The 25,207-nt window shown below is 56.7% G+C and carries 19 protein-coding genes and 2 tRNA genes; 8 read left to right on the top strand and 13 right to left on the bottom strand.

The features are described 5' to 3' along the window. The first annotated feature begins 782 nt into the window (after positions 1-782). The 6 genes from LC059_RS14380 (at position 783) to LC059_RS14355 (ending at position 5,624) form a co-directional block, all read left to right on the top strand. Positions 783-947, top strand: a complete 165-nt coding sequence (locus LC059_RS14380) for a hypothetical protein (RefSeq protein WP_226704555.1) — start codon at positions 783-785, stop codon at positions 945-947. 25 nt (positions 948-972) lie between these two features. Continuing rightward, on the top strand, positions 973-1,944 hold the full coding sequence (locus tag LC059_RS14375) for an ornithine cyclodeaminase family protein (protein WP_226704554.1): 972 nt from the start codon (positions 973-975) through the stop codon (positions 1,942-1,944). Between the two features lie 133 nt (positions 1,945-2,077). Continuing rightward, positions 2,078-3,355: a hypothetical protein gene (locus LC059_RS14370; RefSeq protein WP_226704553.1), complete on the top strand. Its 1,278-nt coding sequence runs from the start codon at positions 2,078-2,080 to the stop codon at positions 3,353-3,355. Positions 3,356-3,795: 440 nt separating this feature from the next. Beyond that, positions 3,796-3,869: transfer RNA gene (locus LC059_RS14365), tRNA-Cys, on the top strand. Between the two features lie 74 nt (positions 3,870-3,943). After that, positions 3,944-4,030, top strand: a tRNA-Leu gene (locus LC059_RS14360). Between the two features lie 256 nt (positions 4,031-4,286). Then, entirely contained in the window at positions 4,287-5,624 is a 1,338-nt protein-coding gene (locus LC059_RS14355) for a serine hydrolase domain-containing protein (protein ID WP_226704552.1), read from the top strand. 47 nt (positions 5,625-5,671) lie between these two features. Here the strand turns inward: LC059_RS14355 and LC059_RS14350 are convergent, their stop codons facing one another. The 13 genes from LC059_RS14350 to LC059_RS14290 form a co-directional block, all read right to left on the bottom strand. Then, positions 5,672-6,133: an HNH endonuclease family protein gene (locus LC059_RS14350; RefSeq protein ID WP_226704551.1), complete on the bottom strand. Its 462-nt coding sequence runs from the start codon at positions 6,131-6,133 to the stop codon at positions 5,672-5,674. A 250-nt stretch (positions 6,134-6,383) separates the two neighbouring features. Beyond that, the gene (gene pgsA, locus LC059_RS14345; RefSeq protein WP_226704550.1) at positions 6,384-6,950 is read right to left on the bottom strand and encodes a CDP-diacylglycerol--glycerol-3-phosphate 3-phosphatidyltransferase; all 567 of its coding nucleotides are present in this window, start codon (positions 6,948-6,950) and stop codon (positions 6,384-6,386) included. A 103-nt stretch (positions 6,951-7,053) separates the two neighbouring features. Next, positions 7,054-8,868 carry an excinuclease ABC subunit UvrC gene (gene uvrC, locus LC059_RS14340; protein ID WP_226704549.1) on the bottom strand — a complete coding sequence of 605 codons (1,815 nt, stop codon included), beginning with the start codon at positions 8,866-8,868 and terminating at the stop codon, positions 7,054-7,056. A 115-nt stretch (positions 8,869-8,983) separates the two neighbouring features. After that, positions 8,984-9,628, bottom strand: a complete 645-nt coding sequence (locus tag LC059_RS14335; protein ID WP_226704548.1) for a response regulator — start codon at positions 9,626-9,628, stop codon at positions 8,984-8,986. Between the two features lie 425 nt (positions 9,629-10,053). After that, positions 10,054-11,070: a UDP-N-acetylmuramate dehydrogenase gene (gene murB / locus LC059_RS14330; RefSeq protein WP_226704547.1), complete on the bottom strand. Its 1,017-nt coding sequence runs from the start codon at positions 11,068-11,070 to the stop codon at positions 10,054-10,056. A 60-nt stretch (positions 11,071-11,130) separates the two neighbouring features. Next, positions 11,131-11,904, bottom strand: a complete 774-nt coding sequence (gene kdsB / locus LC059_RS14325; RefSeq protein WP_226704546.1) for a 3-deoxy-manno-octulosonate cytidylyltransferase — start codon at positions 11,902-11,904, stop codon at positions 11,131-11,133. Further along, complete coding sequence (lpxK, locus tag LC059_RS14320; RefSeq protein ID WP_226704545.1) at positions 11,901-12,932, bottom strand: tetraacyldisaccharide 4'-kinase; 1,032 nt, start codon at positions 12,930-12,932, stop codon at positions 11,901-11,903. Before lpxK ends, kdsB begins: the two co-directional genes overlap by 4 nt. A gap of 39 nt (positions 12,933-12,971) precedes the next feature. After that, a complete protein-coding gene (gene msbA, locus LC059_RS14315; RefSeq protein ID WP_226704544.1) occupies positions 12,972-14,810 on the bottom strand; it encodes a lipid A export permease/ATP-binding protein MsbA in 1,839 nt (612 codons plus the stop codon). A gap of 114 nt (positions 14,811-14,924) precedes the next feature. Continuing rightward, complete coding sequence (locus tag LC059_RS14310) at positions 14,925-15,344, bottom strand: ExbD/TolR family protein (RefSeq protein ID WP_226704543.1); 420 nt, start codon at positions 15,342-15,344, stop codon at positions 14,925-14,927. Positions 15,345-15,373: 29 nt separating this feature from the next. Then, positions 15,374-15,997, bottom strand: a complete 624-nt coding sequence (locus LC059_RS14305) for a MotA/TolQ/ExbB proton channel family protein (protein ID WP_226704542.1) — start codon at positions 15,995-15,997, stop codon at positions 15,374-15,376. Between the two features lie 311 nt (positions 15,998-16,308). After that, on the bottom strand, positions 16,309-17,082 hold the full coding sequence (locus LC059_RS14300; protein WP_226704541.1) for a hypothetical protein: 774 nt from the start codon (positions 17,080-17,082) through the stop codon (positions 16,309-16,311). 91 nt (positions 17,083-17,173) lie between these two features. Beyond that, complete coding sequence (locus tag LC059_RS14295) at positions 17,174-17,998, bottom strand: hypothetical protein (RefSeq protein WP_226704540.1); 825 nt, start codon at positions 17,996-17,998, stop codon at positions 17,174-17,176. 175 nt (positions 17,999-18,173) lie between these two features. Continuing rightward, complete coding sequence (locus tag LC059_RS14290) at positions 18,174-20,777, bottom strand: DNA internalization-related competence protein ComEC/Rec2 (RefSeq protein WP_226704539.1); 2,604 nt, start codon at positions 20,775-20,777, stop codon at positions 18,174-18,176. 267 nt (positions 20,778-21,044) lie between these two features. On the opposite strand from LC059_RS14290, the gene LC059_RS14285 reads away from it, so the two are divergent. Then, positions 21,045-21,980, top strand: coding sequence for a porin (locus tag LC059_RS14285; RefSeq protein WP_226704538.1), 936 nt, complete (start codon positions 21,045-21,047; stop codon positions 21,978-21,980). A 203-nt stretch (positions 21,981-22,183) separates the two neighbouring features. Beyond that, positions 22,184-25,135, top strand: a complete 2,952-nt coding sequence (locus tag LC059_RS14280; protein ID WP_226704537.1) for a M16 family metallopeptidase — start codon at positions 22,184-22,186, stop codon at positions 25,133-25,135. The last annotated feature ends 72 nt before the right edge of the window (positions 25,136-25,207 follow it).

Here is a 25,207-nt window from a genome sequence, read left to right as displayed (position 1 = left end):
TGACAAACCTACGAAACTTGAAAAGGGTTTTCTAAGAGCCAAGGCCGAAAGGAGAACTATAAATGTCGGAACTATCTTTCATCTGGGCGACGCGGACAATGAGTCCGACACATAGCCACGCTGCGCAAGGGAAACTAGGTTGCATAGGAGGCTCCCATTGTATGTCGACACTAGCGGCGATCGCCCCGACGAAATAGACCGATAAGCCACGTACCCCCACAGCTGACAGCAAACAGTTACAGGGACCGGCTAAACCTGAGCCTACGGTGATTAATTTCAGGTGACCGGACCAAATGGTTAATACGGATCAATGTCGATGGGCGAGCCCCCCCGGGCGCGTTATTAACTTCGGCAGGGCTGCGAGCCGATCGGCCCCCTCGCACAAATTCCCTCAAAACTTTGGGCCCCTATCTCGCTCATAAATGCGCCACATACAGGGATCATGGCGTATAATCGCGCGGGAGAGGAATCGTACCTCAGCCGGACGCAGGCAATCGGGGGCCGATTTGGGGGCCTATTAGTGCCGTGCATTGAGAGAGACTCAGGAAAAGCGGTGGTTTCAGAGGGGTATTCGAACTCTCTCTCACCATTTTCTTTCTAATCTATTTCAAATCCCCGCTGCCCAAGCACCCCTCCTTTTAAACACTACCGAGCAGGCTCCACCTACAAGTCCGTCAGCGCCCCCACTCTCATCTGCGCATGCTGGAATTCCATCATTGCGCCCAAAAACAATTATTGACATTGTCGGCAAAAGTAATATTTGCAGGCTGCACGGGACCGCAATGGAAGTAGATGCCCCACTAACCCCCCATTTACCGACGGAACTTACCGAGGGATGGACCAGCATCGATGCTATCGACATGCATACCGGCGGCGAGCCCCTGCGGATCATTTTGAATGGATTTCCTGCGCTGACCGCGTCAACGGTGCTTGGCTTTCTGTGCTAATACATCCATAAGTAAGAACAACCCTATGAATTTCATCTCCGCCGAAATTGTTCGCAAAACCATCCAGTACCCGCAATTAATTGCCGCGCTACGAAAGGCGTTTCGCAACCAGATGATTCAGGTACCCCGGCGCCACCACCATCACTACCAATACACACAAACGCACCACAATGAAAATACCCTGCTACTGATGCCGGCCTGGGAGGCAGACGGGTTTCTGGGTGTAAAGACCGTTGTCGTAGCCCCGGATAATCGGGAGCAGCCCTCCATACAGGGACAGTACACGTTGTTTGATGGGAGCACCGGGACACCACGGGCAATCATGGACGCCGCAAGTATTACGGCAATGCGCACGGCGGCAGCTTCGGCCCTGGCAGCGGACTACCTCGCACCCGCAAATGCACATACGCTACTGATGGTTGGCACAGGGACGCTCGCGCCGGAACTGATCCGAGCGCATTCGAGTGTACGCCCAATAAAGGAAGTGCTTGTATGGGGCCGCTCCACTCAAAAGGCCCAGCGCGTGATCGACAAGATTGCCGACCTGCCCTGCTCGGCCTCAATATGTAGCGACATTCAACAGGGTATGGCACGCGCTGACATTGTGAGTTGCGCCACACTCAGTAAAAACCCCCTACTCCATGGTAAATGGCTAAGACCAGAACAGCACATCGATCTGGTAGGAGCCTACCGACCGGACATGCGGGAAGCGGATGACCAGCTGATCAAACGGGTGGCACTGTTCACTGACGTTTTACCCCATGCACTTACGGAGACCGGCGACCTTCACATTCCCATTCAAAACGGCGTGATCAGGGAAGCCTCGGTACTGGGTGACTTGCCATCCCATTGCCAAGGACAAACGCCGATACACAGAAGTGGTGTGACCTGCTTCAAATCCGTTGGGCACGCCTTGGAAGATCTGGTGGCGGCCAGGCTGGTTTATTCCCAGCTCAAGCGGGCCTCAGAGGCAAAAACCGAGCCCTGCAACGCCTGAACCGAGAATATCCGCAAAGATTGCGCAGGCCAGGGTCGCCCCCCGGCCTGTTGGAGAGTACCCTCTGGCACTGTTACCGTTTTCCGCTGTCATACTGACAAGCGCAATTCACAAACCGGACTAGAAGCTATCCATGCATTATTTTTGGAAAGTCGAATTCTCCAGAATCTCCCTCCCCCACTGCGTGACCTCTGTCACAGTTGCCCTGCTGTTGAGCCTGTGCAGCGTCTTCGTATATGCGACGGAAGACTCGACCTACGACATCCGCTACCAGGTCGCCCTCGCCCCAGGCAATGACCTCGCAAAGGTTCAAATAGCGCTTGCCGGGGATTCCCTGCCAAACCAGCTGACTCTGCACCTGAACCCAGAGCGCCACCTGAAATTGAGTGGTAAAAACCTGACTCTGGAAGGCGATCGCGCGATCTGGACGCCCAGAGGCAAGTCAGCCCAAATCGAATACGAGTTCAAAATCGACGAGAAAAAATCATCCGGTCGTTACGATTCACTAATGACGGACAAGTGGACGATTCTCCGTACGGACAAACTGATTCCTCCGATTTCGGCACGAGCCCCAAAATCGCTCCAGTCTTCCGCTACTCTGCGGGTTGAGGTACCTGATGACTGGAACACTCTGGCACCCTACCTAAAAGACAATGACGGGGTCTTCCAATTGAAAGACCCCGGCCGCCGTTTTATCCGTCCCAAGGGCTGGATGATTGCAGGCCGCATTGGCAGTCGGCAGGACGTTATCGACGGGACCGACACGGTGATCGCAGCACCCCTTGGCAAAGGCGTACGCCGCCAGGACACACTGGCGTTCCTGAGCTGGACGCTTCCGGAGCTTAAAAAAGTATTCCCGGAATTCCCACAAAAGCTGTTGATCGTGATGGCCGGCGACCCCATGTGGCGCGGCGGGCTATCCGGGACACGCTCCCTGTTTATGCACGCGGACCGACCGCTGATTTCTGGCAATCGCACCAGCAGTATGCTGCACGAGCTGGTTCACGTGGGCACAGGCATCCGTGGCGATAAAGAAAGCGACTGGATTGTTGAGGGTATCGCCGAGTACTACTCACTGCAGACACTGCTAAGGACCGGAGGTATCAGCGAACGTCGTTATAACCAGGCGCTTGAGGATCTTGCCAAGTGGGGTAAAGAGTCGCCGAACCTGCTGGTAAAACGCTCTTCAGGACCGATTACCGCGCGAGCTACTGTTGTGCTGCACCAGATAGACCAGGCCATCCAGACATCCAGCAATGGTAAACGCAGCCTTGATGACGTGGTAGCCGCGTTGGCCGCTGAACGCGGCGAGGTGACACTGAAAAAGTTTCGCGGACTGGTTGAAGATGCAGCCGGCACTAGTGTGCCGCAACTGGAAAGGACATTTCTTACGGGCAAAAAAAAGCCCTGACGACGGGGGGGGGAGAGCGTCAGGGCCAAGACCATTAGGAGTGAAACTTGGAGGATTTCATCCTTACAACACACTGGGCACCCGTATGGAGGAAGGCGCCCGGCCGGCACTACTAAACAACACTTGGGGGGGGAGATGTGTGCTAGCCAGCTACTCTCAGTATTGGTCACCACCGGTGGATTACCAGCTTGATTCGCAAAAAGTTTAGAACAATTGGCAATACTAAAAGCTGTTCCATCTCCTCCAGTTATTAAGCGACGCGCAATCTAGCCAAAGATCACTATTTGACCAACTTGCGAGTCTTGGACAAATAGCCTTGACTAATCTCAGACAAACCATAGAATAGCGCCCTCTTACACGCCCTGCGGCACGTAAGTATCAGAAAACACTGGGATTTTTTGCGTTATTCCGCTAAAATCCGCGACGTTTTCAACACCTATGGCTAGGTGGCAGAGTGGTCATGCAGCGGACTGCAACTCCGTGTACGCCGGTTCGATTCCGACCCTAGCCTCCATTTTCTCCCTCCAGTCTCAGCATGAGGTTGGTCCAGTCGGCGGATAATCTACACACCCGTCGATCGCCCTATCCGCCCGGATGGTGGAATTGGTAGACACAGGAGACTTAAAATCTCCCGTCCTTTGGGACGTGCCGGTTCAAGTCCGGCTCTGGGCACCACTATCCTCACTCCCTACCCCCACTCCTCCAGACCTTTAGCCCCCTAACTCATGCGCTATAGCGGCACCAGGACACCCCCGGCATAAGCTTGGCTTGCTGGCTCCAGACAAGGCTACCATTTAGACAGGCACCAACAAGGCCTGGATATGGACAAGCAAGGTAACGGAAGCCCGACAAGTACCCTCGTCTCAATTCGGGAGACATCGGCCAGGCACGCCTTTCTATACGCGGATGTAGCGCGGAAATGAATGCGCCAATGCCCTTTCTGGTTCTGATTGCGCTACTGGGCTTGCTGATTGCGACAGCAACTTACCTGAAGCGCTGCGGCACGCTGAGAACCATGCTAAAGATGAGCGCCAAGCTTGCCTGCTCCGCGCACCATATTTCTGGGTTCTCACCTCGACGCATACATCGCGACCTGCGAAATTACTCGCCACTTTTCCGCCTGGTAACCATCCATCAGGACAGCAATGGGACCTCAGCAACCCTGGCAAATCTGGTTACTGTCCGCGCCTGTTACAACCCAGTGCTCGAAGACGGTTTCCCAGGTCAACACAAAAACGCAGGCTCCCCAACTCTACACGGGGTAGATTTGGCACCCGCGAAAAATACACTCCCTCACCGCCATCGAAAGCTCACCTCCCATCCGCTACAGGCCCTGCTCAAGGATCAGATGACACGGGACAACGCATTGGGGCTCGACACACGCGCTCTTGTGGTAATCCGGGGGAAAGATGTCCTCGGAGAAGCCTACGGTGCGGGTATCGTCGCCGATACGCGACTGCTGGGCTGGTCCATGACCAAAAGCCTACTGGCAATGCTGTACGGGCGTATGGAAGCCCTGGGACTTGCGGAGTCAACAGCCTCCGATCTTTTCCCCGAATGGTCCGCTGATGACCGCAGCGAGATCCAACTGCAAAACCTGCTGCAAATGTGTGATGGCCTTGCATTCGATGAAAGCTACCGCCCAGGGAGTGATGCGACAAAAATGTTGTTCGGTGAGCTATCGCCTTCGCGGTACGCCCTGCAGCGAGCCCTGCTGAACAAGCCCGGTACTCACTTTTCCTATTCCTCGGGCAGCACGAATTTGCTGGCCCGCTGGATACATCGCCGATTGGGTGGCACCGAGCCGACACTGACCTTCTGGCAGCGAGAGTTCTTGCGGCCCCTTGGCTTGACCAACACAGTGATGGAAGTGGATGACGATGGGGTATTCGTAGGCAGCTCATACGGCTACGCCACCGCGCGGGACTGGGCTCGACTGGGCAGCGTCTTTTTGAGTGGTGGGTCGATTTCAGCTATGGGCCGGTCAGCCACCTTACTGGAGAGGGATTGGATTGCGCGGGCAACGAAACCCAATAACAGTAAAAATGATCCTCGCTACGGCTACCAGCTCTGGCTGAACTACGGCGGTGAAATGGCACCGCCCTACCCGCGGCTGCCTGCGGACAGTTTCTTTATGCTTGGAAACCGTGAGCAGAAATTAATGGTAGCTCCTTCCCACAACGCCGTGATTGCCCGCCTCGGATGGTCCGCCTCACCCTACCCGATTGAAGAAAGATTTAGCGAAATCCTGGACACATTGGTGCAGTAACTACAGCGAGCACTGCACTCCCGACGCATCACGCACATTACCCTAACCTAGCCACGATGCGTGTCCAGCATTGCCAGAAATATCTGTGACTCGGATTCGCTGGTCTGCAATCCATATTTCTCCGCAATCGCCATGAAACGCCGCAAGTAGTATTGGCGTACCGGACCATAAGGCGGCATCCACTGGTCTGGACCTCGGTGCCCCTTGCTCTGGTTGCGACCATCATCCACCAGCCACAGATTCTCCGGGTCCTCGGCGAACAGCCGCTTTTTCTCGCGACTCCAGTTTGCGGCACCGTGGTCGTGCGCCCACTTGAGGGGGACTATGTGCTCCACATCGAGATCGGACGCTTTTTCAAAAAATTCGCCGGTGTAGGGATCCAACCACAAGCCGAAGGCGACTTTGCAGTTATCCCGAGTGGTGAAGACAACAGGCGCCAGGGAATAGCGAATCAACAGCTCGTGACGGGTATCCTGGCAGTCCCTGTCAGCGTCGGACCAGCGGGGCAACCACTCGCGCCGCTCATAGTCTTGCGCGTGGCACGCGGAAGATAAAATCGCAAAGAGAACTGCAAAGATTGAACCGAGGGAAAGCTTAAAAAAAGAACAGGTTGATGCAAGACCAGACTGCTGCACAGGTCGCTCCATTGTCGTGTTATTACTTCAATGGAACGATCGTACACAATTGGAGGCGGCGCGAAAATCGCCCTCAGCGCGAAATGCGAACCTGTCCTAGGGAGCGGCTTCTCGCCTTATTACGTTAGCCCTTACCGGTCGCGTCACCAGTAAGCGCAGGCCAGGCAGCGCGGAGGTAAACCACCATGGTGTAAAGGGTGAGCGCGGCGGCAATGTAAAGCAGGATGTAGCCAATAGTCTCCATCACCGGAAACTCTCGCACATCAAAAGCCAATAACACAATAATGGCCGCCATCTGGGCAGTTGTTTTGACCTTGCCGATAAAACTGACCGCAACGCTACTGCGCAAACCCAGCTCCGCCATCCACTCCCTGAGTGCGGAGACGGCAATCTCGCGACCAATAATGACCGCGGCGGCGATGGTGAAGAAGATATAGTTGTGGAGGTCCACCAAGAGCACAAGTGCCGTGGCAACCATAAGTTTATCGGCGACAGGATCGAGGAAAGCGCCAAATGGCGTGCTTTGATCCAGCTTGCGGGCAATATAGCCGTCGAGCCAATCGGTAGCCGCGGCAATGGAAAAAATGAGAGCAGATGCGATGTAGCTCCACTTGTAGGGGAGGTAAAACACCAGCACCAGAACAGGTATCAGCGCCACGCGCAGCAGGGTCAATTGATTGGCGAGATTCATGCTGGTCCTTCTACTTTCGCTGAACACACATCGTCGGCAGTGCGTAACTTAGCAATCTGAGGCAAAAAAATAAACGCCAGAGGCGCAATAAGGCAACTACGCTCTACTCATTGTGCAGGGTCGAGTATATATCCTGCGCGAGCTTGCGGCTCACACCTTCGACACTGGCAAGTTCGTTTACCGATGCGCGCAATATTTCCTGAAGTCCGCCGAAATGGCGCAGCAGTGCACGGCGCCTTGCGGGCCCAACGCCTGGAATACCTTCGAGCGGTGACTCCCTGCGCTTCTTATCCCGCCGCTGGCGGTGCCCGGTAATGGCGAAACGGTGAGCCTCATCCCTTATCTGCTGGATGAGATGCAACGCAGGCGAGTCTGATTCCAGCACCAGCTCTCGTCCCTCGGCGACGATATGCAGGGTCTCAAAACCCGCTTTACGCGTAGTACCCTTGGCCACACCGATGATCTGGACACCGGTCACTCCCAGCTCGTTGAGAGTGTCAACTGCCTGGGTCACCTGCCCCTTACCGCCGTCAATCAGCAGAATATTGGGGAAACGCCCCTCACCGTTGGACAACCGCGTATACCGGCGCTTAAGCGCCTGGCCCATCGCCGCGTAATCATCACCAGCGGTAATTCCCTCGATATTGAAGCGACGATAATCGGATTTAACCGGGCCACCGGTATCAAACACCACACAGGAGGCTACGGTTGCCTCCCCGCTGGAATGACTGATATCGAAACACTCAAGCCGCTCAGGCAGATCGCCGAGCCGGAGTACCTCCTGCAGGTTCTCGAAGCGGTCCTGCAGTTTTTGCTGTGAGGCGGTACGGCTCTGTAAGTTCTGGGCGGCGGCCTGCTGTGCCATCTCAACCCAGGTGGCGCGATTGCCCCGCAGACGGTTTGCGACTTGTATGTCTTTACCGGCCTGCTCTGTCAGCGCCTGCTGCAACGCTTCAAGGTCTTCTAGCGGCTCGGACACCAGTATCTGGCGGGGAAGCTCCCGGCTGGTGCCGAGGTAGAATTGCGGAATGAAAGCAGACAGCAGCGCGGCATCGTCCAGGCCGAGTTTTTCACTGGGGTAATAGCTGCGACTACCCAGAATTCTTCCCTGGCGGATAAACAGCACGTGCACGCAACAAAGGCCTCCAGCGGTGGCAACTCCCAGTACATCCACATCGGCGCCACCACTCTCGGCGACCTGATCAGACTGCAGCCTGCGCAAGGCTACGATCTGGTCCCGCAGGCGAGCCGCCCTCTCAAACTCCAGTGCAACCGATGCTTTTTCCATCTCGTCGGCGAGTTCGCGAATAATGCTGTCACTTTTCCCAGCCAGAAACATCTGCGCGTGGCGCACATCTGCCTGGTAATCCTCCGGGCTGATGAAATCCACACAGGGCGCTGTACAGCGCTCAATCTGGTACTGAAGGCAGGGTCGCGAGCGGTTGGCGAACACACTGTCTTCACATGATCGGATGCGGAAAGTTTTCTGTAGAAAATTGAGACTATCTCTTACCGAAGAGGCGTTGGGGAATGGACCGAAGTAGTCCCCCTTCTTTCTTTTGGCACCACGGTGGAATGCAATACGGGGGAAGATGTCTTTGCTGGAAAGGAAGATATAGGGGTAGCCCTTGTCGTCTTTCAGCATGACATTGTAGGGCGGCCGCTGTGACTTGATCAGGCTCTGCTCAAGCACGAGGGCTTCTGTTTCGCTGCGGGTAACGGTGACTTCGATATCGGCGATTTTCTCAACCAGCGCCATGGTTTTTGCAGTCAGCCCACTGGCACGAAAATAACTAGCCAGTCGGTTGCGCAGGTTCTTGGCTTTACCGACATACAATACCTTCCCATCGGCATCAAACATCTGGTAAACGCCCGGCTTGCGGGTGACCGTGGTGAGAAAGCGTTTGCTGTCGAACATTGCCTTTTACTAGTACCAGCAACAAAACAGGGGCCATATGGCCCCTGCTTCAAAAATCAATTCAGAACATTTATAGAGGATTGTGGAATTCTACACCTTCCTCCAACCAAACGGGTCAGACAGCCTCTTCCGGGTCCAGTATATTGTGCTTTACCGCAAGCAAAGTCAGCTCCACATCCGAGTGCAAACCCAGCTTTTCGAAAATTCGATATCGGTAGGTATTGACGGTTTTGGGGCTGACCGAAAGCGCGTTCGCGATTTCCGATACCTTGCTCCCGTTCACAATCATTACTGCGGTCTGGAGCTCGCGTTCGGAAAGGTCTTCGAACGGCGATGAACCACCACTGACACTGCGCAGTGCGAGTTTGGTAGCCATTGAGCTGCTGATGTAAGTTTCGCCAGCTACAACCGAGCGAATCGCACGCACCATTTCCTCGAGGTCCGCCCCTTTGGTGACGTAACCCGATGCACCAGCCTGGATCAGCCGGCTGGGGAAAAGGTCATCATCCAGTGCACTAACCGCAATTACTTTGGCCTGCGGGAAGCGAGGAATGAGCTTACGAGTCGCCTCAAGCCCACCCATGCCTGGCATCCTTACATCCATAAGAATGACGTCTACTTCTGACTCTCGAACGAAGGCAATGGCGTCTTCGCCACTTTTGGCTTCGCCAACTACCTCGATGTCGTCGACATCACCCAACATGCGCGAAATACCCATTCGCACCAGGTCGTGATCGTCTACCACTAAGACTTTTATCAATTTAGCCCCAACCACGGATTTCCAGACAGCCTTGAGCAAGAATTTCCTATTAAACCTCCCCTGCGCAAAACTGTGTTTTTTGTTATTGCTCAGCGGGATATTCCCGCAAAGATCCATCCACAGAGCCCTTGAAGAACATACCAGACTAGCGTCTTGGTGCAAAGCTCGTTTGCATCAAGTAACGGAAGATAAATGACAATTATTTTACGGCATTCACAGACTGTTGTAGCGCAAAGGGGTCACAAACTGGTGATTCATCCCGCCCATAAAAATCCCTTCACAACAAAAGGATTTATCCTGGGAAGTTCAAGCGTATACAGAAGCGTAAGCAGCGCATTAACTGAATAGGTATCGTTATCATTTTATCCCGCCCACTGGGAAATAGTCCCACGGGGCTAATGCGGGACAAGCCACTAAGCTACCGCTTACGGATAAAAGCGCGGCTCCGGCTCCAGCGTTACACCGAACTTGCGCTTTACATCACTGGCAATGTCCCGTGCCAGGTTTACCACCTCGCTACCGCAGCGGTGCCCGGGATTGACCAGCACCAGGGCCTGACGGTCGTGCACCCCTACCCCATTATTGCGAAAACCCTTCCAGCCCGCCTGGTCGATCAACCAGCCTGCGGCGAGCTTCCAGCCCTCGCCTGCCTCGAACGCAACGAGCTCGGGGTGAGCCTCCTTGAGGGTTTGATACTGGTCGTCCGCGACAACCGGATTTTTGAAAAAACTACCCGCGTTGGGAATTTCTACCGGGTTGGGCAGTTTGCTGTTGCGGATATCAATAACGGCATTGGCAATCTTGGCGGGCGTCAATAATTCTCGCGCAAGTCCGTGCTGTGCGAAGTATTGCTCCAGTGCGGGGTAAGAGATCCGTGGTGCCCAGGTGCTCGATAACTTCAGCACCACCTCACAGATCAAATAGCGATCTTTCGCCGGGCCCTTAAAAATACTGTCGCGATAGCCGAACTGACACGCCTCCGCATCGAAGGTAATCAGCTCACCACTCGAAATTTCCATCGCGGTGAGCTGCTCAAAAGCATCTTTCAGTTCAACCCCATAGGCCCCAATATTCTGAATCGGCGCCGCGCCGATATTGCCCGGGATCAGCGCGAGGTTTTCCAGCCCGCCGTACCCCTGCTCGACACTGCGCATTACCAGCTGGTGCCAGTTCTCCCCTGCCGCCGCGCGGATCCTGACACCATCATCAAGCGCCTCAAATTCAAGGCCACGCATACCGAGATGCAGTGCCAGCCCGGGGAAATCCCCGGTAAGCACAATATTGCTACCGCCGCCAAGAGGCAGAATGGGTAACTGCTGCGCACGTGCAAAGCGCAGGGCCTCGCGTACCTCCTGCAGAGTAGTAGCAGTACAAAAGTGCTTGGCCCGCGCCGCGATCGTCATGGTGTTATAGGGCTGCAGGTCTACGTCAGACTGAATCATGCAATATCGGTCTCAAGGCCACCGCCCGATAGAGCTACCGGCCTACCCATAAGGTCAAAGTTATGCGAAATACGCGCGCATCCGTTCAAGATCCTGCGCCGTGTCCACCCCACCCGGCACCTCTTCGCAGGCGTCCGCTACATGAATGGCATGTCCGTTGTACAGGAATCGAAGTTGCTCAAGCGCCTCGAACTGCTCGATCGGAGCCATCGGCCAGCTGACAAACAGGTTCAGCAGGCCCGCCCGGTAAGCATAGATGCCAATATGGCGCCGGGGATTGAGCCCGGCAGGCAATGACTGCTGGTCCAGGGCAAAAGCGTCTCGCGGCCAGGGAATCGGGGCGCGGGAGAAATAGCGAGCCAGACCGGACTCTTCTGCTACCAGTTTGACGATATTGGGATTCAGGAAGTCTTCCGCTGAGACAATGGGCTCTGCCAGGGTAGCCACCCCGGCAGCCGTATTTTCCGCCAGATTATGTGCCACCTGATTGATCACCGCTGGCGGGATCAGCGGTTCGTCTCCCTGCACATTGACCAGGATGCGGTCTTCGGCCACACCGAGATTAACCGCCACCTCCTGCAAACGGTCAGTGCCCGACGCGTGATCCGGGCTGGTCATACACACCTCACCACCGAAACCCTGCACCACTTGCGCCACGCGCATGTCGTCGGTCGCCACGATCACCCTTTGCGCGGCACTTTCGCGGGCGCGCTCAAACACCCGCTGCACCATCGGCTTGCCGGCGATCTCCGCCAGGGGCTTGCCCGGCAGACGACTGGAGGCATAACGGGCGGGAATGATTACGTCAAATGCGCAGTTGCTGGTATCGCTCATGCCGGCTGGAAACTCTCGAGGTGTTGATGGATACGCTGGTAAAAAATGTCCGGGAGTTGCGCCTGGACCTCCATGGCCCACCAGTGGCTCTGCCAGAAGTCGCGACACTTGACCGCGTCTTTCATGGTCATGATTACCGGTGTCTCACCGTCGAGTTGCAATTCGTGCTGAGTGAACTGGTGATGATCGGGAAACGGCATCTCCATCACGGTGTAGCCGAGATTTCGGAGGGCATTAAAAAAACGCTGGGGATTGCCAATGGCTGCAACCGCGTGACAGGGACCGGCCTCTGGGCCGGACTCCAGTTTCAGTGTCGAGGTCTGATCCAGGTTGAACTGATGCCAGAGAGACGGCGCCAGCTCCATGACAAAGTCAGCCTGATCGCCACACTGACTCTCTACCAGAGCGTTCGGTTCGCCATTCACAACCACCATATCAACGCTGCCCAGACGTTCCGGGGATTCACGCAGTGGGCCCCGAGGCAACAGGTGCTCATTTCCCAATCCCCGCTGCCCATCGACCACGCAGATTTCCATACTGCGCCACAGCCCGTAATGCTGGAGCCCGTCGTCTGAAATAATGACGTCGCAACCGTGCTCGGCAATTAGAGCCTCGGCGGCTTCAGCGCGCTTGGGCGACACCATTACCGGTAAACCGGTCATCAGGTGCAGCATGAGCGGTTCATCGCCGGACTCCAGGGGGTGTGACTGCGCGGATACGCTGTATGGGTAGTGCTTGGCGCGACCGCCATAACCGCGACTGATTATGCCCGGCTTGCGCCCTCGCTCCTGAAGCCACCGGCCAAGCTCCGCAACCAGGGGCGTCTTGCCGGCTCCGCCCACGGTAATATTGCCCACCACAATAACCGGCACGGGCAGTGGTTCAGGCGAATTGCGCAGCTTGCGCAGACGGCTGCCCTGCCGGAAAGCCAATTCCAGCGGAGCCAACAATGGCAATGGCATACTGGAATCGATTCCGCCCTCGGCGGCCGGATACCAGCGTTTGTTTAACCAGTCTTCAAGCGACATTGCGCGATGCGCTCCTATCCCTGTTATCAAATGTTCTCGTTAACTGAGTGTTCCACCAGCCTGCTGCTGGAGCAGCAGCGCATAGCGCCCACCCATCGCCAGCAGTTCGCTGTGGGTACCACTTTCCGCGATACGCCCCTGGTCCATCACCAGAATGCAATCGGCGTTCTCGATTGTGCTGAGACGGTGTGCAATGACAAAAGTAGTGCGATTCTTCATTACTTCGGCCAACGCGGCCTGGATGTGGCGCTCGGACTCGTTGTCCAGCGCCGAAGTGGCCTCGTCGAGAATCAGCAGCGGAGAATCTTTTAGCAGAGCCCGCGCAATTGCCAGGCGCTGGCGCTGACCGCCGGAAAGTATCTGCGCGTTGTCTCCCAGTACCGTGTTCAGGCCATCCGGCAGCTCGTCGATAAAATGACGGGCGTGGGCCAGATCCACTGCACGCTGAACCTCCGCTTCCGATTTACTCTCAAGCTCTCCGTAAGCGATATTGCGATACACGGTATCGTTGAACAGCACGATATTCTGGGAAACCAGACTGATCTGCTCACGTAGCTCCGCAACCGGTACCTCGGTGATATCCACCCCATCCAGCAGAATACGCCCGGATGTGGGCTCGTAAAACCGCGACAGCAGACTGACCAGCGTGCTCTTACCAGAACCTGAGGCTCCCACCAATGCCACCGTCTGTCCTGCTTTGACGTCAAAGTCGATATCGCTCAGCACGTTCGGACCATCTTCACTGTAACGAAAGCCGAGATGATCAAAGGTTACCGCGCCGGTCACCGGGCTCGGTAGCGCCAGCGTGCCACCGGTAGGCTCTTTGGGCGAATCGAATACCTCGAAGATACTCTCCGCCGCGGCAATCCCTTTCTGGATCTCGGCGTAGACTTCGGACAGATTGCGGATTGGTTTTGCCAGCGATGCCGCGGCACCAATGTAGGAGGCAAACACGCCTGCGGTCATGGATTCGACCATTCCCGGGGCCAGGGCGAACCAGACAAGCACTGCAGTAGCCAGGCCCACCAGGGTCTGTATCACCGACACGCTGGCATTGTCTGCGACGACCAGCTTCATAAACTGCTGCCGATTCGCATTGCTTGCCGCCTGGAAGCGTGCATTCTCGTATTTTCGCCCACCGTACATCCGCACCACCTCATAGCCATTGATGGCTTCCTGAGTTACGTGGGTCACGTCCCCCATGGTGTTCTGGATTCGATGACTAAGCTTGCGAAAACGGCGGCCAACAATGCCGACAATAATCGCGATGATCGGCACAAACAGGAAGAAGGTCAGGGTCAGCTTCCAGTTCACCAGCAACAGGTAGGTCAGCAGACCGATCGCGGTAAACGAAGAGCGGATCATGGTCCGCAAGGCCTTGGTGATGGAATTGGTGACCTGCTCCACGTTGTAGGCGACCTTGGAGATCAGGAAGGCCCCGGTGTAGCGGTCAAAGTAGCTGCTGGGCAGCTGCCCGATATGCGCGAACAGTTCCGAGCGCAATTGATGAATCACCGCACGCGCTACGTAGGCAAGCCCGTAGCTGCCGACAAAGTTGCCGATAGCACGCAGTATGATAATAACCAGCATCGCTGCCGGCACCAGCCAGCGCGCGGTTTCCTGGGGCATGATGCCACCGGGGAAAAAGCCAGCCACATACTGGGACAGGAAACCCCTGCCCTGCTCAATACCCGCCCCAACCGCATCCAGCAGCAACTCGGTGACCGCAATGAGCACGACTTCCATACTGGAAAACAGGAGGAAACCGAGCACGGCGACAACAAACAGCGGCCACTGGGGAACCGCGTAAGAAAGGAGACGGCGGTAGGTCTTGGCACCGTGACGGGGCTTAAGCACCGGCTGGGAGGATTTATCCATAACTATCTTGGCAGCGTGTTGTCCGCGAAATGCAGCTTCCAGGGGACTCGTTGCCCCCGGAAGCACGGCACAGATGCGGCATCGGCCACACCCGGCGGCTAAACACTTTATAGATTACTGTTCGTCCGGCTGCCGGGTGGTGATGCTGAGATGTACAAATCCCAGCTGCCCCGCGGCATCCATGGCACGAACCACCGCCTGGTGTTGTGCGGTGGCATCTGCGGTAATGATCAGCGGGCGATTGTACTCGCCGCCGGACACTTCCGACAGTGCAGATTTCAGAGTGACCAGTTTCTTGTTGATCAGCGCCCGGCCATCCACGGAATAGGAGCCGTCGGCGTTGATCAGCACTTCGATGGTCGAGGGCGGACTGTCAGCCTGCGGGCCGGCGGCCTCCGGCAGGTTCAGCTTGAGATGGCTCTCTTTGGTGAAGGTGGTAGACACCATAAAAAAGATCAGCAGCAGAAACACCACGTCAATCAGTGGCGTGAGGTTTACCCCATCCTGCTCGGTATTCTGGCGACGAAATTGCATTGCGCGCTCCTGAGTCTGTGGTTGCGCGCTCAGGCTGCAGCTTCAATACGGCGGTCGCTGTGCAGGGCATCCACCAGTTTGACGGCCTCCTGCTCCATGGTCACCACGATGGAATCCACTCGGCGCTGGAAGTAACGATGCGCCATCAACGCCGGGATAGCTACGCTAAGACCTGCAGCAGTGGTAATCAGCGCCTGGGAGATGCCGCCCGCCAGAACACCGGCGTTGCCGGTACCTTCCAGCATGATGGCGGTAAATACCTGGATCATGCCCACCACAGTACCCAGAAGGCCAATCAGCGGCGCAACAGCGGCGATGGTGCCGAGCACATTCAGAAAGCGCTCCAGCTCGTGAACCACCTGGCTGGCAGCCTCTTCGATACTGTCTTTCATCACTTCGCGGCCGTGCTTGGAGTTGGCCAGGCCCGCGGCAAAGATACGGCCCAACGGACTGGAATCACGCAGTTCCTTGATCTTCTCGGTGGTCAACTGATTGCCCTTCAAACTGGACCAGACCTGCCCCAGCAGGGCGCGGGGTGCGATCTTGCGCTCATTCAGCGTCCACAGGCGCTCGATGAAAATGGCAATAACAGCTACGGAACAGAGCAGGATTGGCAGCATCAGCCAGCCGCCGGACTTGATTATTTCTAACACTTTTTATTGGCCCCAGACTGCGGAAGGGTTTTGTTATTGGGTCGCGTCGTTTGTATCGACTTCAAATTAAGTCAGAGACTCTATCACAGCTCATCGGGTTGGCTAAGTCCTTGAGTGGTATGAATTTTATCTCTGTGACCAAAGTTACATACGAATTCAGGCGAGACCTGTCGCGGGTATTCCCACGAGCCCGGATCAGGGAGTCACGGTGATCCGCCCCCATTTTGCGCCTCCAAAAACGGAAACAGCCACCAGATGGTGGCTGTCGCACAATGCATACAACGGGGCGGAGGCTTGGCACCCGCCGCCGCTTATCGTCCCGGGCGCTCAGGGCGCTGGGGCTTCTCCGGACGCTCGGGCTTTTCCGGACGTTCCGCTTTCATTGGACGCTCGGGTCGATCAAGCTTGGCAACCTTTTCCGGCTTGCCCGCCTTGTCCATGCGCTCAGCACGGGATGCTGCACGCTCTTCCTTACGCACCAGCTTTTCAGTCATATCAGGGCGGTTTGAACGGATACCGCTCATTACCTCACCGAGATTAACACCGAGGCTACGGGCAATTTGGCCCCAGCCCATGCCATCTTCCTGGCGCATACGCAGAATTTCGTTCAGGGACTCATTGGCGGTCATGCCCTCTTCCCCTTCAAGAGCTTCCGCCTGGGAAATCCCAGCCAGCTGCTCGGCGAGCGCCATGCTGATGACCACGTTACCCCAACCCATACCGGCGGCGGAATCAGCGCCGTCTTCTACTTCTTCCGGGTCATCCACGGAGGTATGGGAGTCGGTGTCACCGTGGGTTGTATCCGTCTCAGCTTCCGTCTCTGTGTCAGTCCCTGCGTCCTCTACCGGTGCAACGTACTGGATACTGCCATCGCGCAGGCCTGCAGCAACGGTCTCGGTGTCTTCACCAAAGAACTCACTGAAATAACCAATGATGCGGTCACTGGGAACAGTGTTTGCTACTTCCACCACTTCAGTGTCGGCAGTATCGGTCTCCGGCATATCGTCATCTGCCCAGGCCAGCGGCAGAGCGGCCATAGCAGCAACCGCCGCGGCCAATGCAGTGGATTTAAATGGAATTCGCATCACTTATGTCTCCTGTTTAACATTCTTGTCACGCAGTCTGGATAATCACCCTGTGATCACACCTTACCCGCTAATCGCTCCGTACTGCCCGTCAGTCCATCGGGCGGTAACTGATCTGAAAGCCAAAGCCCTGGTCCGGGCTACCATCGGCCAAGCCGAGATAGCCATAGACCATGCCCGTCCATTGCGCGCTGAGTCTGTGACTGTAATAACCGAATAGCTCCGTCTGCCGATCGCTTTGAGACGTCGCGGCCTGCTGGTAATCCAGAGACGCGCCGACACTCGCCACCTCGCTCAACTTATAACCACTGCCGATGGAGGTGTACCAGACATCCCGCAGTTCCGTTTCGGGAAGATCGCCCTTGAACTTCCTGGCGACGGTCACAAACGGCGTATAATTATCGATCACCGTAAACATCTCGGCCTGCAGCGTGTAGTCCACTTCACCGGTGCCGAGGCCTTTGTCTTCATCCCCCACCGGTAACTTGTACTTGGCGGAGAGGTCAAAAAAGTACTGTTCGGCGATCGGTTGCAGGCTGTATGTACCGGTCAACCACAGGTCTCCCAGACCTGACTCCTCAGTTAACACGATTTCATCGCCGGTTTGGTTCCCACCATTTCCATTTCCGCGTCCGTTACCCGGACCAACAACGATTCCGCCATCGCCGCCGGGAATGACCCCGCCGGGACCTTCAATACTGGTCCATGGCATTGAGGCCTTGAACGTCCAGCTTGCGTTGGGGGAATAACTGACGGTAAAGGGCGTGGCGACGATCTCGGTTTCTTCGGTGTCCCCGTATTTACCGCTGCTGATATCGGTACCGATGGAGTACTTCCACTCGTCGGCTGCAGTCGCGCCGCAGAATGACAGGCCGGCAACCATCAGGATGGCGCCGGATATGTGATTCTTTTTCATACAATGCAAAACATCTAGCTGCTGAAATTGTGCGTGACAGTACCACTTAGGCAGTCCCATATACTTGAACCACTTCGCACCTCCCATGTGTTTTCCCCGCCGGCCTATGAATGTGAACACCCTCGCGCCGCGAACGTGCTCGACTCGCCCGATGGTGGCTATCGCGCCCTCACATTCAATCGCACTCAGCTAAAGGCCCGGTTGTCCGCCAGAACTTGCCGGTTTCGCGGCCACAATACACATGGGGCGACATTGCGCCTGGCAACCAGTTGAAGCGCACCGCACCGGTGTCCGCGGTGTTAAACAGGGCCACTCCCTGACTCGATAGCCTTTGCACAACGGACGGATGCGGGTGCCCGAAGTGATGGCGATAGCCCGCACTGAAGGCAACACGCTCCGGCGCCGCCCACTGAATCAAAGCCATGGAAGTTGAAGTACGCGAGCCGTGATGCGGCGCAATCAGCAGGTCGACAGAGGAGAAATCCGGGTTTTCAGCAGCGAGCTGATACTCAACGTCGGCGGAAATGTCGCCGGTCAGCAGCACGCGCACACCCCGCCACTGCAGTAGGGCCACACAGCTGTGGTCATTTTCCTCGCCACTGATCGTGTCCGAGCGCGGCCACAGCCATTCCACCGACAGTTCACCCAGATCAATATGCTGTCCGGCCATACAGCGGCTGGTCGCGTGTATGGGTTCCTCCCCTCTGAACCGTTCCACAAACCGCCCCGGAGCCGCGATCGCAGCGACTTCAAGCTCCGCCAGTACACCCTCGGCACCGCCCGAGTGGTCGAGATCTCCATGACTGATTGCCAGTAGATCCAGATGTTGCCCGGAGCTGTTCAGTACATACGGGGAGACAATGCTCACCCCCGAGCTCCAGCCACTGGCGCTGCTCGGACCGGTATCGAACACCATCGTATGGGTTTCCGTGGAAGCGACCACCGCCAGCCCCTGCCCTACATCCAGAACCGTGAGCTCAAAACCCGGCTCCCGCGCGCGCTGCCAGGGCAAAGCCGCACTTAGCAAGGCAGGCAGCAGACACCAGCCCAGAGCCCTTCCCGGCACCCCGCTCGGCAACAGCAACACCGCACCACAAATACAGACGGCGAGAATCATCAGACCCGAGCGGACTGCGGGAAGCGGCTGCCACCCGGGTACATAGGAGTCTGCAGTCGCGAGGAACGTGAGCAACCAATCGAGATTCACGTCCGCCACACTCAACAGGATTCCTCCAATAGGTTCGGGAGCTACCGCCCCCAACGAAATCGAAGGCAAAATCACCAGTCCTACCCAGGGGATAGCAACCAGGTTCAGGAACAGCCCGCTAAGACTTATACCGGCAAATAGCAGAGTGGATGGCAGTAACAGTGCGATCAAAATTGCCCACTGCCCCTGAATCGCCGTACGCAAGCTTTCCGCCATACGTCCGGGCATTCCCGATATACCGGCAGCGTTCAACGATTGGCTCGTGGGCGCGCTTTGGACATGCCGCCCCTGGAAGCGGATGAGTAACGCCCCAACGGCAATAAATGAAAGCCAAAAGCCCGCGCTCAGTACAGCCAGTGGTTGCCATAGCAGCACCCCACAGAGTGCCGCGGCAAATGCCAGCTGACCGCCTACCCGGCGCCTGAATAACAGCGCGCAGATTCCGATTCCCGTCATGAATAGTGCGCGCTGAGCCGACAGCGGTGCACCACTGACGAGGGTATAAGCCGCCGCACCAAGTAGCGCTGTCAGTCCCGCTAAGAACAGAGGATGGCCGCGAGCCCCCATCCGCAACAGGCGTGCAGCGCTGCCTACCCACGCACTGGCCCGGAGCGCACCGATGGTCCGAGAAAGAACGCTGCCGATCAGGAAAAAGAAGCCCGCAATCATCCCCACATGCAGCCCGGAGATCGCCAGCAGATGGGCTGTGCCGGTGCGCTGCAGCAACAACCGAGTGTCCCCATCGACGCCGCCGCGGTCCCCCAGCAGCAGCGCGCGAAACAGGCCCGAATGCCGGTATGCCTCCCCACCGCCCCCTGCAGTCGACATGGAACCCAGCCGATCCCTGATTCGCTCTCTCAGCGCGGAAAGGCCGCGCCCCGGCGCAATAAATTCAGGCGGCCTGTCTCTTTCCCGGACATAACCCGTGGCAAATATCCCCTGCTCCAGCAGCCATGCTTCGTAATCAAACGTGTATGGATTAACGCTGCCCCTTGGTTGTTTCAGGCGCACTCGCATTTGCCAGCGACTTCCTGCCCGCAGACGCGCCGCGTCCCTGTGCGCCATACGGTACCAGCCGAGCTCCAGGTCGCGGTGCAGGAAACGGGGGTCTGACGCATCTACTACCCGCGCGCGAAACTTGGCGTCCAGGTATCCGGAAGAAGATGAAGACGAACGACCGAAATAGGAGACCGCCGGGCCACTCTGAGGCAGGGAAACCACTTGCAGGGTCACATCGTGATCGGTCCCGTGGAGATCCGCAGGCAGTCGCTGCTCCAGTGATTGATGGTTGAACGTCAAGGCCCAGCAGCTACCCAGCGCAAATGGGAGCAGCAAACGAATCAGCAGTGGCCGCCAATGCCGAACTGTACTGGCCCCTCCTCCAGCCAACACCGCTAACAGCGACAGGGCCAGCAACACCCACAGGGCAACACTGGCGAGATCAGCGCTGCCAGGCAGCCGCGGCCACCAGGCAACTTGCCCAATACCCAGCGCGCAGGCCCACAGACTGACGGTCCAACGACAAGATCCAGTCGGACCGAGAGGGGCCCCATATCCCGCAACCCCCGTCATTCCTGACCTTCCATACCAATACGTTCGAAATCCATTCCGAAACCTTCTTCTGATACGCCTCTGTCATGCGCTCCTTTAGTGCGTTCTCTAATGCACCTTCGCACACCCCATTTCCACCAGTCGTGACTATCCTCCCGCCTTTTCGTCACAAAAGATTCAAATAATTTTCATGTTTCACATGTTTGTAACATTCCTGCAGCAAACTGCGCCGCAACTTGATAACACACAGCGTTTTTCCGAAATCAACACATCTTTACGAGACCACCGATGAAAAAGACTGCTATGACTCTGGCGCTGGCCGCGGCTCTTCCCACCTTTGCCAATGCAGAAGAAGTGTTCAACTTCTACGGTAAAGCGAATGCCTCTTTCCAGTCCAATGACGAGGGCGACGGCGCGACCACCGATGTACAGAGCAACGCTTCTCGCCTGGGTGTCAAAGGGGAGCTGCCGCTGGATAACGGCATCAAAGGCATCTACAAGATGGAATACCAGGTGAACATGGATGGCGAAGGCGATACTTTCAGCCAGCGCAACATCTATGCGGGCCTGGAAGGTGGCTTCGGTCAGGTGATCGGTGGCAAGTTCGACACCCCGCTCAAGGTCGCGCAGAAAAAAGTAGACCTGTTCAATGACCTCGAGGGCGATATCAAGAGCCTGGTCACCAAGAGCGACAACCGCGAATCCAATAACCTGCAGTACACCACCCCGTCCTTCGCCGGTTTCAAAGTGGCTGCAGCTTACATCAGCAACAAAGAAGAAGCCCTGTTTGACGACGAGGGCAATGAGATTGACACCCGCGACAACGGCACCTCAATCTCCTTCGCCTACGACCAGAACGGTGCCTACATTGCTTACGCTTACGACATGGGCGTAGAAGCAAATGACTGGAATGTATCCCGAGTAGTTGGCCAGTACAACTTCGGCAACCTGCAGGTCGGTGCCCTGTTCGAAGAACAGGAAAAAGCAGACAAAAGCAAGCAGGACGGCTGGATGACTTCTGTCGCGTACAAGATCAACAACTGGACCGCCAAAGCCCAGTACGGCAAGTCCGACATCGTAAAAACCGACGGCGAAACCTTCAGCCTCGGCCTGGATTACAAACTGTCCAAAGCCGCCAAGTTATTCACCTTCTACACCGATGAAACTGCGGCGGACGATTACGACCGCAGCTACTTTGGCGTAGGCACTGAATTCAAGTTCTAAGTTTTAGAACTCGAATACATAAAAGCTCGAACACATAGAAAAGGGGCGCAACATTCGTTGTGCCCCTTTTTTATTTGTGTTGTTTGGCCATGGCGTTGTAACGCACGCCAAGTGAACCCTGCCGGTCAGACGACCGCACCGCGCAGCGACAGCTGTGCTAGCATCGGAGGTTCCGACCAATAACAATGAAGGTCTACCGCCACATGCTTCGCAACAAGATCGCACTGGTTTTTGTCTCTGCACTTCTGTTTGCCTGCAGCAAGGGTTCAGAACAGGCACCCACCGACTCCTCCCCTGACGCACCCATCGATACCAGCAGCACATCCAGCAACCTCCCACAGGGTGTCACGCTGGTTGAAACCTTTGATGGCAATGGGGCCGAAATCGCCATTCCCTACAGCAAATACAAGCTTGCCAACGGCCTGACGGTTGTCCTGCACGAGGATGATTCCGATCCTCTGGTACACGTGGACGTTACTTATCATGTGGGCTCAAATCGTGAAGATCCGGGCCGCTCTGGCTTCGCTCACTTCTTCGAGCACATGATGTTCCAGGGTTCGGTCAATGTGGCGGATGAAGAGCACTTCCGCATTATTACCGAAGCCGGTGGCACCATGAACGGTACCACCAATACCGACCGTACCAACTATTACCAGACGGTGCCGGCAAACCAGCTGGAAACCGTTCTGTGGTTGGAAGCCGACCGCATGGGGGTGTTCCTGGACGCTGTGACCCAGGAAAAATTCGAGGTCCAGCGTGAAACCGTCAAAAACGAACGCGGGCAGCGCGTTGACAACCGCCCTTACGGCCGCGCCTTGGAAACCATGCTTGCGTCGACCTACCCCGACGGGCACCCCTACTCCTGGCCTACTATCGGCTGGCTCGAAGATCTGGATCGCGCCGACCTGAACGACCTGAAGCGTTTCTTCCTGCGCTGGTACGGCCCCAATAATGCGGTTATCAGCATCGGTGGTGACATCGACAAGGCCAAGACCCTCGAATGGGTGACCAAGTATTTCGGCCCGATTCCCGCGGGCCCCGAAGTCCAGAACCTGCCCAAGCAGCCAGCCAAGCTGGAAAAAGACCGCTATGTCACGCTGGAGGACAATATCCACCTGCCCGCCCTGGCGATGATGGTACCCACAGTCTATTACAACCATCCGGATGAACCCGCGCTGGACGCCGCCGCGGAGATTCTCGGGCAGGGTCAGGACTCCATGCTCTATCAGCGCCTGGTGCAAACAGGACGCGCGGTTTCAGCGAGCGTATCCCACTCGTGCAAGGAACTCGCCTGTGAAATGTGGTTTATCGTGATCCAGAATCCCGCCTCTGGTGAAACACTGGCAGAGATGGAACTGGCGGTGCGCGATACCCTGAGCGAATTTGCCAAGCGCGGTGTTACCGAAGATGACCTGGTGAAATTCAAGGCTGGCTATGAGTCCGGTCGTGTATTTGGGCTGCAGTCTGTTTCCGGCAAGGTTTCTACTCTCGCCGCATTTGAGACCTTCACCGGCAGTCCCAAAGGCATCGACCACGAGATCAATGCATACCTTTCGGTAAAAACCGACGACGTAACGCGCGTGTTTGACCAGTACATCGCCGCCAAACCCGCGTTACTGCTGAGTGTGGTTCCCAATAGCAAGCCAGAACTGGCCGCGGCGGAACAGAACTATGAATGGAAACGCACCATTCCAGATAGCTACGGCGATGACGACGAAGCACTGGCACTGCGCCCGGTAACAGATAACTTCGACCGCAGTGTGCAGCCCACACCCGGGGTAAACCCGCAGGTTGAACTGCCGAGTATCGAGGACGGCAAACTGAAAAATGGCGTGCGCCTGCTGGCCGTGCAGAACGACGAGACCCCCACGGTTACCGTGCAGGCCGTATTCGGCGTGGGCCAACGGGATGAGCCGCGCGGCAAAGCCGGACTGACCTCACTGATGACCTCACTGATGACCGAGGCCACCAGCAAGCGCAGCGCTGCAGAATTTGCCGAGGAACTCAAACGACTGGGCGCATCCATCAGTGTCAGCGCTGGTGACTACGACACCACGGTAACGCTCAATGTGCTGGCCAAGCACCTGGATAAAGCCGTACCCCTAATGATGGAGCGCATCCTGGAGCCGGCCTTCAGTGAGGAAGACTTCGCGCGCATCAAGCAACAAACGATTGAAGGCCTTCAGCAGGCCCGCAAAACGCCACAAGGCCTCGCGAGCCGCGCGGTCGGTGCCGTGATGCGTGGACCCGAGCACCCGCTGAGTTTCCCCAATGGCGGCCTGCCAGATACCGTTGCCAATATCACCTTGGAAGACGTCAAAGCGTATTACAACGCGCACTTTCCGGCGCACTTCGGTGGTGTCACGGTCAGCACCAGTGTGCCGCATGAGAAAATCGTCAAGGCGCTGGACGGCCTCGCGAAGCTGAAAGTCTCCCAGCCCGCGCGCCCCGCCATCGCGCTGCAACAACCGGAAATCAAGGGCCGCACCGTATACCTGGTGAACAAGGAAGGTGCTGCGCAGTCGAGCCTGCGGGTAAGCCAGCACGCCCTGCCCTACGATGCCCTGGGCGACTACTACCTGGCCTACCTTGGCAACTTTCCACTCGGTGGCAACTTCAACAGCCGCATCAACCTGAACCTGCGCGAAGACAAGGGCTACACCTACGGCGCCCGCACTTACCTGATGGGCGAACCGCAGTATGGCAGCTATATGATGAGCTCAGAGGTGAAGAAAGAAGCTACCGCAGACGCGCTCAACGAAGTGCTGACCGAGCTGGCGACGTTCGACAAGGAAGGCATGACCGAAAGCGAGTTCAATTACCTGCGCTCCGCCATCGGCCAACAGGAAGCCCGCAGCTACGAAACCCCCTCCGCCAAGCTGGGCCTGCTCAATCGGATCCTGCGCTACGACCTGCCGCTGGATTACCGCTCCCAGCAGGGCACTCTCCTGCAGGAGACCGATCGCAAGACCCTCAACAAGGCAATTACCGGCCTGCTTGAGCCAGACAATATGGCAATTGTGGTGGTTGGAGATTCCGCATCCATCCGCGAGGATATCGAAGCACTGGGAATGCCGATCGTCGAGCTGGATGAAGACGGGTACGTTATCGAGACAGAAGACGCACCGGCAGCACCGGAGTCCGCCAGCCGCTGATTCCCCAGGGTACCAGCGATTTAAAAGCCCACCTTTTGGTGGGCTTTTTGTTTTAGTCGCCGAAGGTCAGGA

Origin of the sequence: Microbulbifer elongatus, assembly GCF_020524885.1 — a bacterium.
Classification (GTDB): Bacteria; Pseudomonadota; Gammaproteobacteria; order Pseudomonadales; family Cellvibrionaceae; genus Microbulbifer; species Microbulbifer elongatus_A.
This window is presented reverse-complemented; position numbering and strand designations above follow the sequence as displayed.

What these genes read in the sequence shown, in the direction of transcription:
- LC059_RS14380 (WP_226704555.1), top strand. Translation starts at nt 783, where the DNA reads ATGGAAGTAGATGCCCCACTAACCCCCCATTTACCGACGGAACTTACC.
- LC059_RS14375 (WP_226704554.1), top strand. Translation starts at nt 973, where the DNA reads ATGAATTTCATCTCCGCCGAAATTGTTCGCAAAACCATCCAGTACCCG.
- LC059_RS14370 (WP_226704553.1), top strand. Translation starts at nt 2,078, where the DNA reads ATGCATTATTTTTGGAAAGTCGAATTCTCCAGAATCTCCCTCCCCCAC.
- LC059_RS14355 (WP_226704552.1), top strand. Translation starts at nt 4,287, where the DNA reads ATGCCCTTTCTGGTTCTGATTGCGCTACTGGGCTTGCTGATTGCGACA.
- pgsA (WP_226704550.1), bottom strand. Translation starts at nt 6,950, where the DNA reads ATGAATCTCGCCAATCAATTGACCCTGCTGCGCGTGGCGCTGATACCT.
- uvrC (WP_226704549.1), bottom strand. Translation starts at nt 8,868, where the DNA reads ATGTTCGACAGCAAACGCTTTCTCACCACGGTCACCCGCAAGCCGGGC.
- murB (WP_226704547.1), bottom strand. Translation starts at nt 11,070, where the DNA reads ATGATTCAGTCTGACGTAGACCTGCAGCCCTATAACACCATGACGATC.
- kdsB (WP_226704546.1), bottom strand. Translation starts at nt 11,904, where the DNA reads ATGAGCGATACCAGCAACTGCGCATTTGACGTAATCATTCCCGCCCGT.
- lpxK (WP_226704545.1), bottom strand. Translation starts at nt 12,932, where the DNA reads ATGTCGCTTGAAGACTGGTTAAACAAACGCTGGTATCCGGCCGCCGAG.
- msbA (WP_226704544.1), bottom strand. Translation starts at nt 14,810, where the DNA reads ATGGATAAATCCTCCCAGCCGGTGCTTAAGCCCCGTCACGGTGCCAAG.
- LC059_RS14310 (WP_226704543.1), bottom strand. Translation starts at nt 15,344, where the DNA reads ATGCAATTTCGTCGCCAGAATACCGAGCAGGATGGGGTAAACCTCACG.
- LC059_RS14300 (WP_226704541.1), bottom strand. Translation starts at nt 17,082, where the DNA reads ATGCGAATTCCATTTAAATCCACTGCATTGGCCGCGGCGGTTGCTGCT.
- LC059_RS14295 (WP_226704540.1), bottom strand. Translation starts at nt 17,998, where the DNA reads ATGAAAAAGAATCACATATCCGGCGCCATCCTGATGGTTGCCGGCCTG.
- LC059_RS14290 (WP_226704539.1), bottom strand. Translation starts at nt 20,777, where the DNA reads ATGACGGGGGTTGCGGGATATGGGGCCCCTCTCGGTCCGACTGGATCT.
- LC059_RS14285 (WP_226704538.1), top strand. Translation starts at nt 21,045, where the DNA reads ATGAAAAAGACTGCTATGACTCTGGCGCTGGCCGCGGCTCTTCCCACC.
- LC059_RS14280 (WP_226704537.1), top strand. Translation starts at nt 22,184, where the DNA reads ATGCTTCGCAACAAGATCGCACTGGTTTTTGTCTCTGCACTTCTGTTT.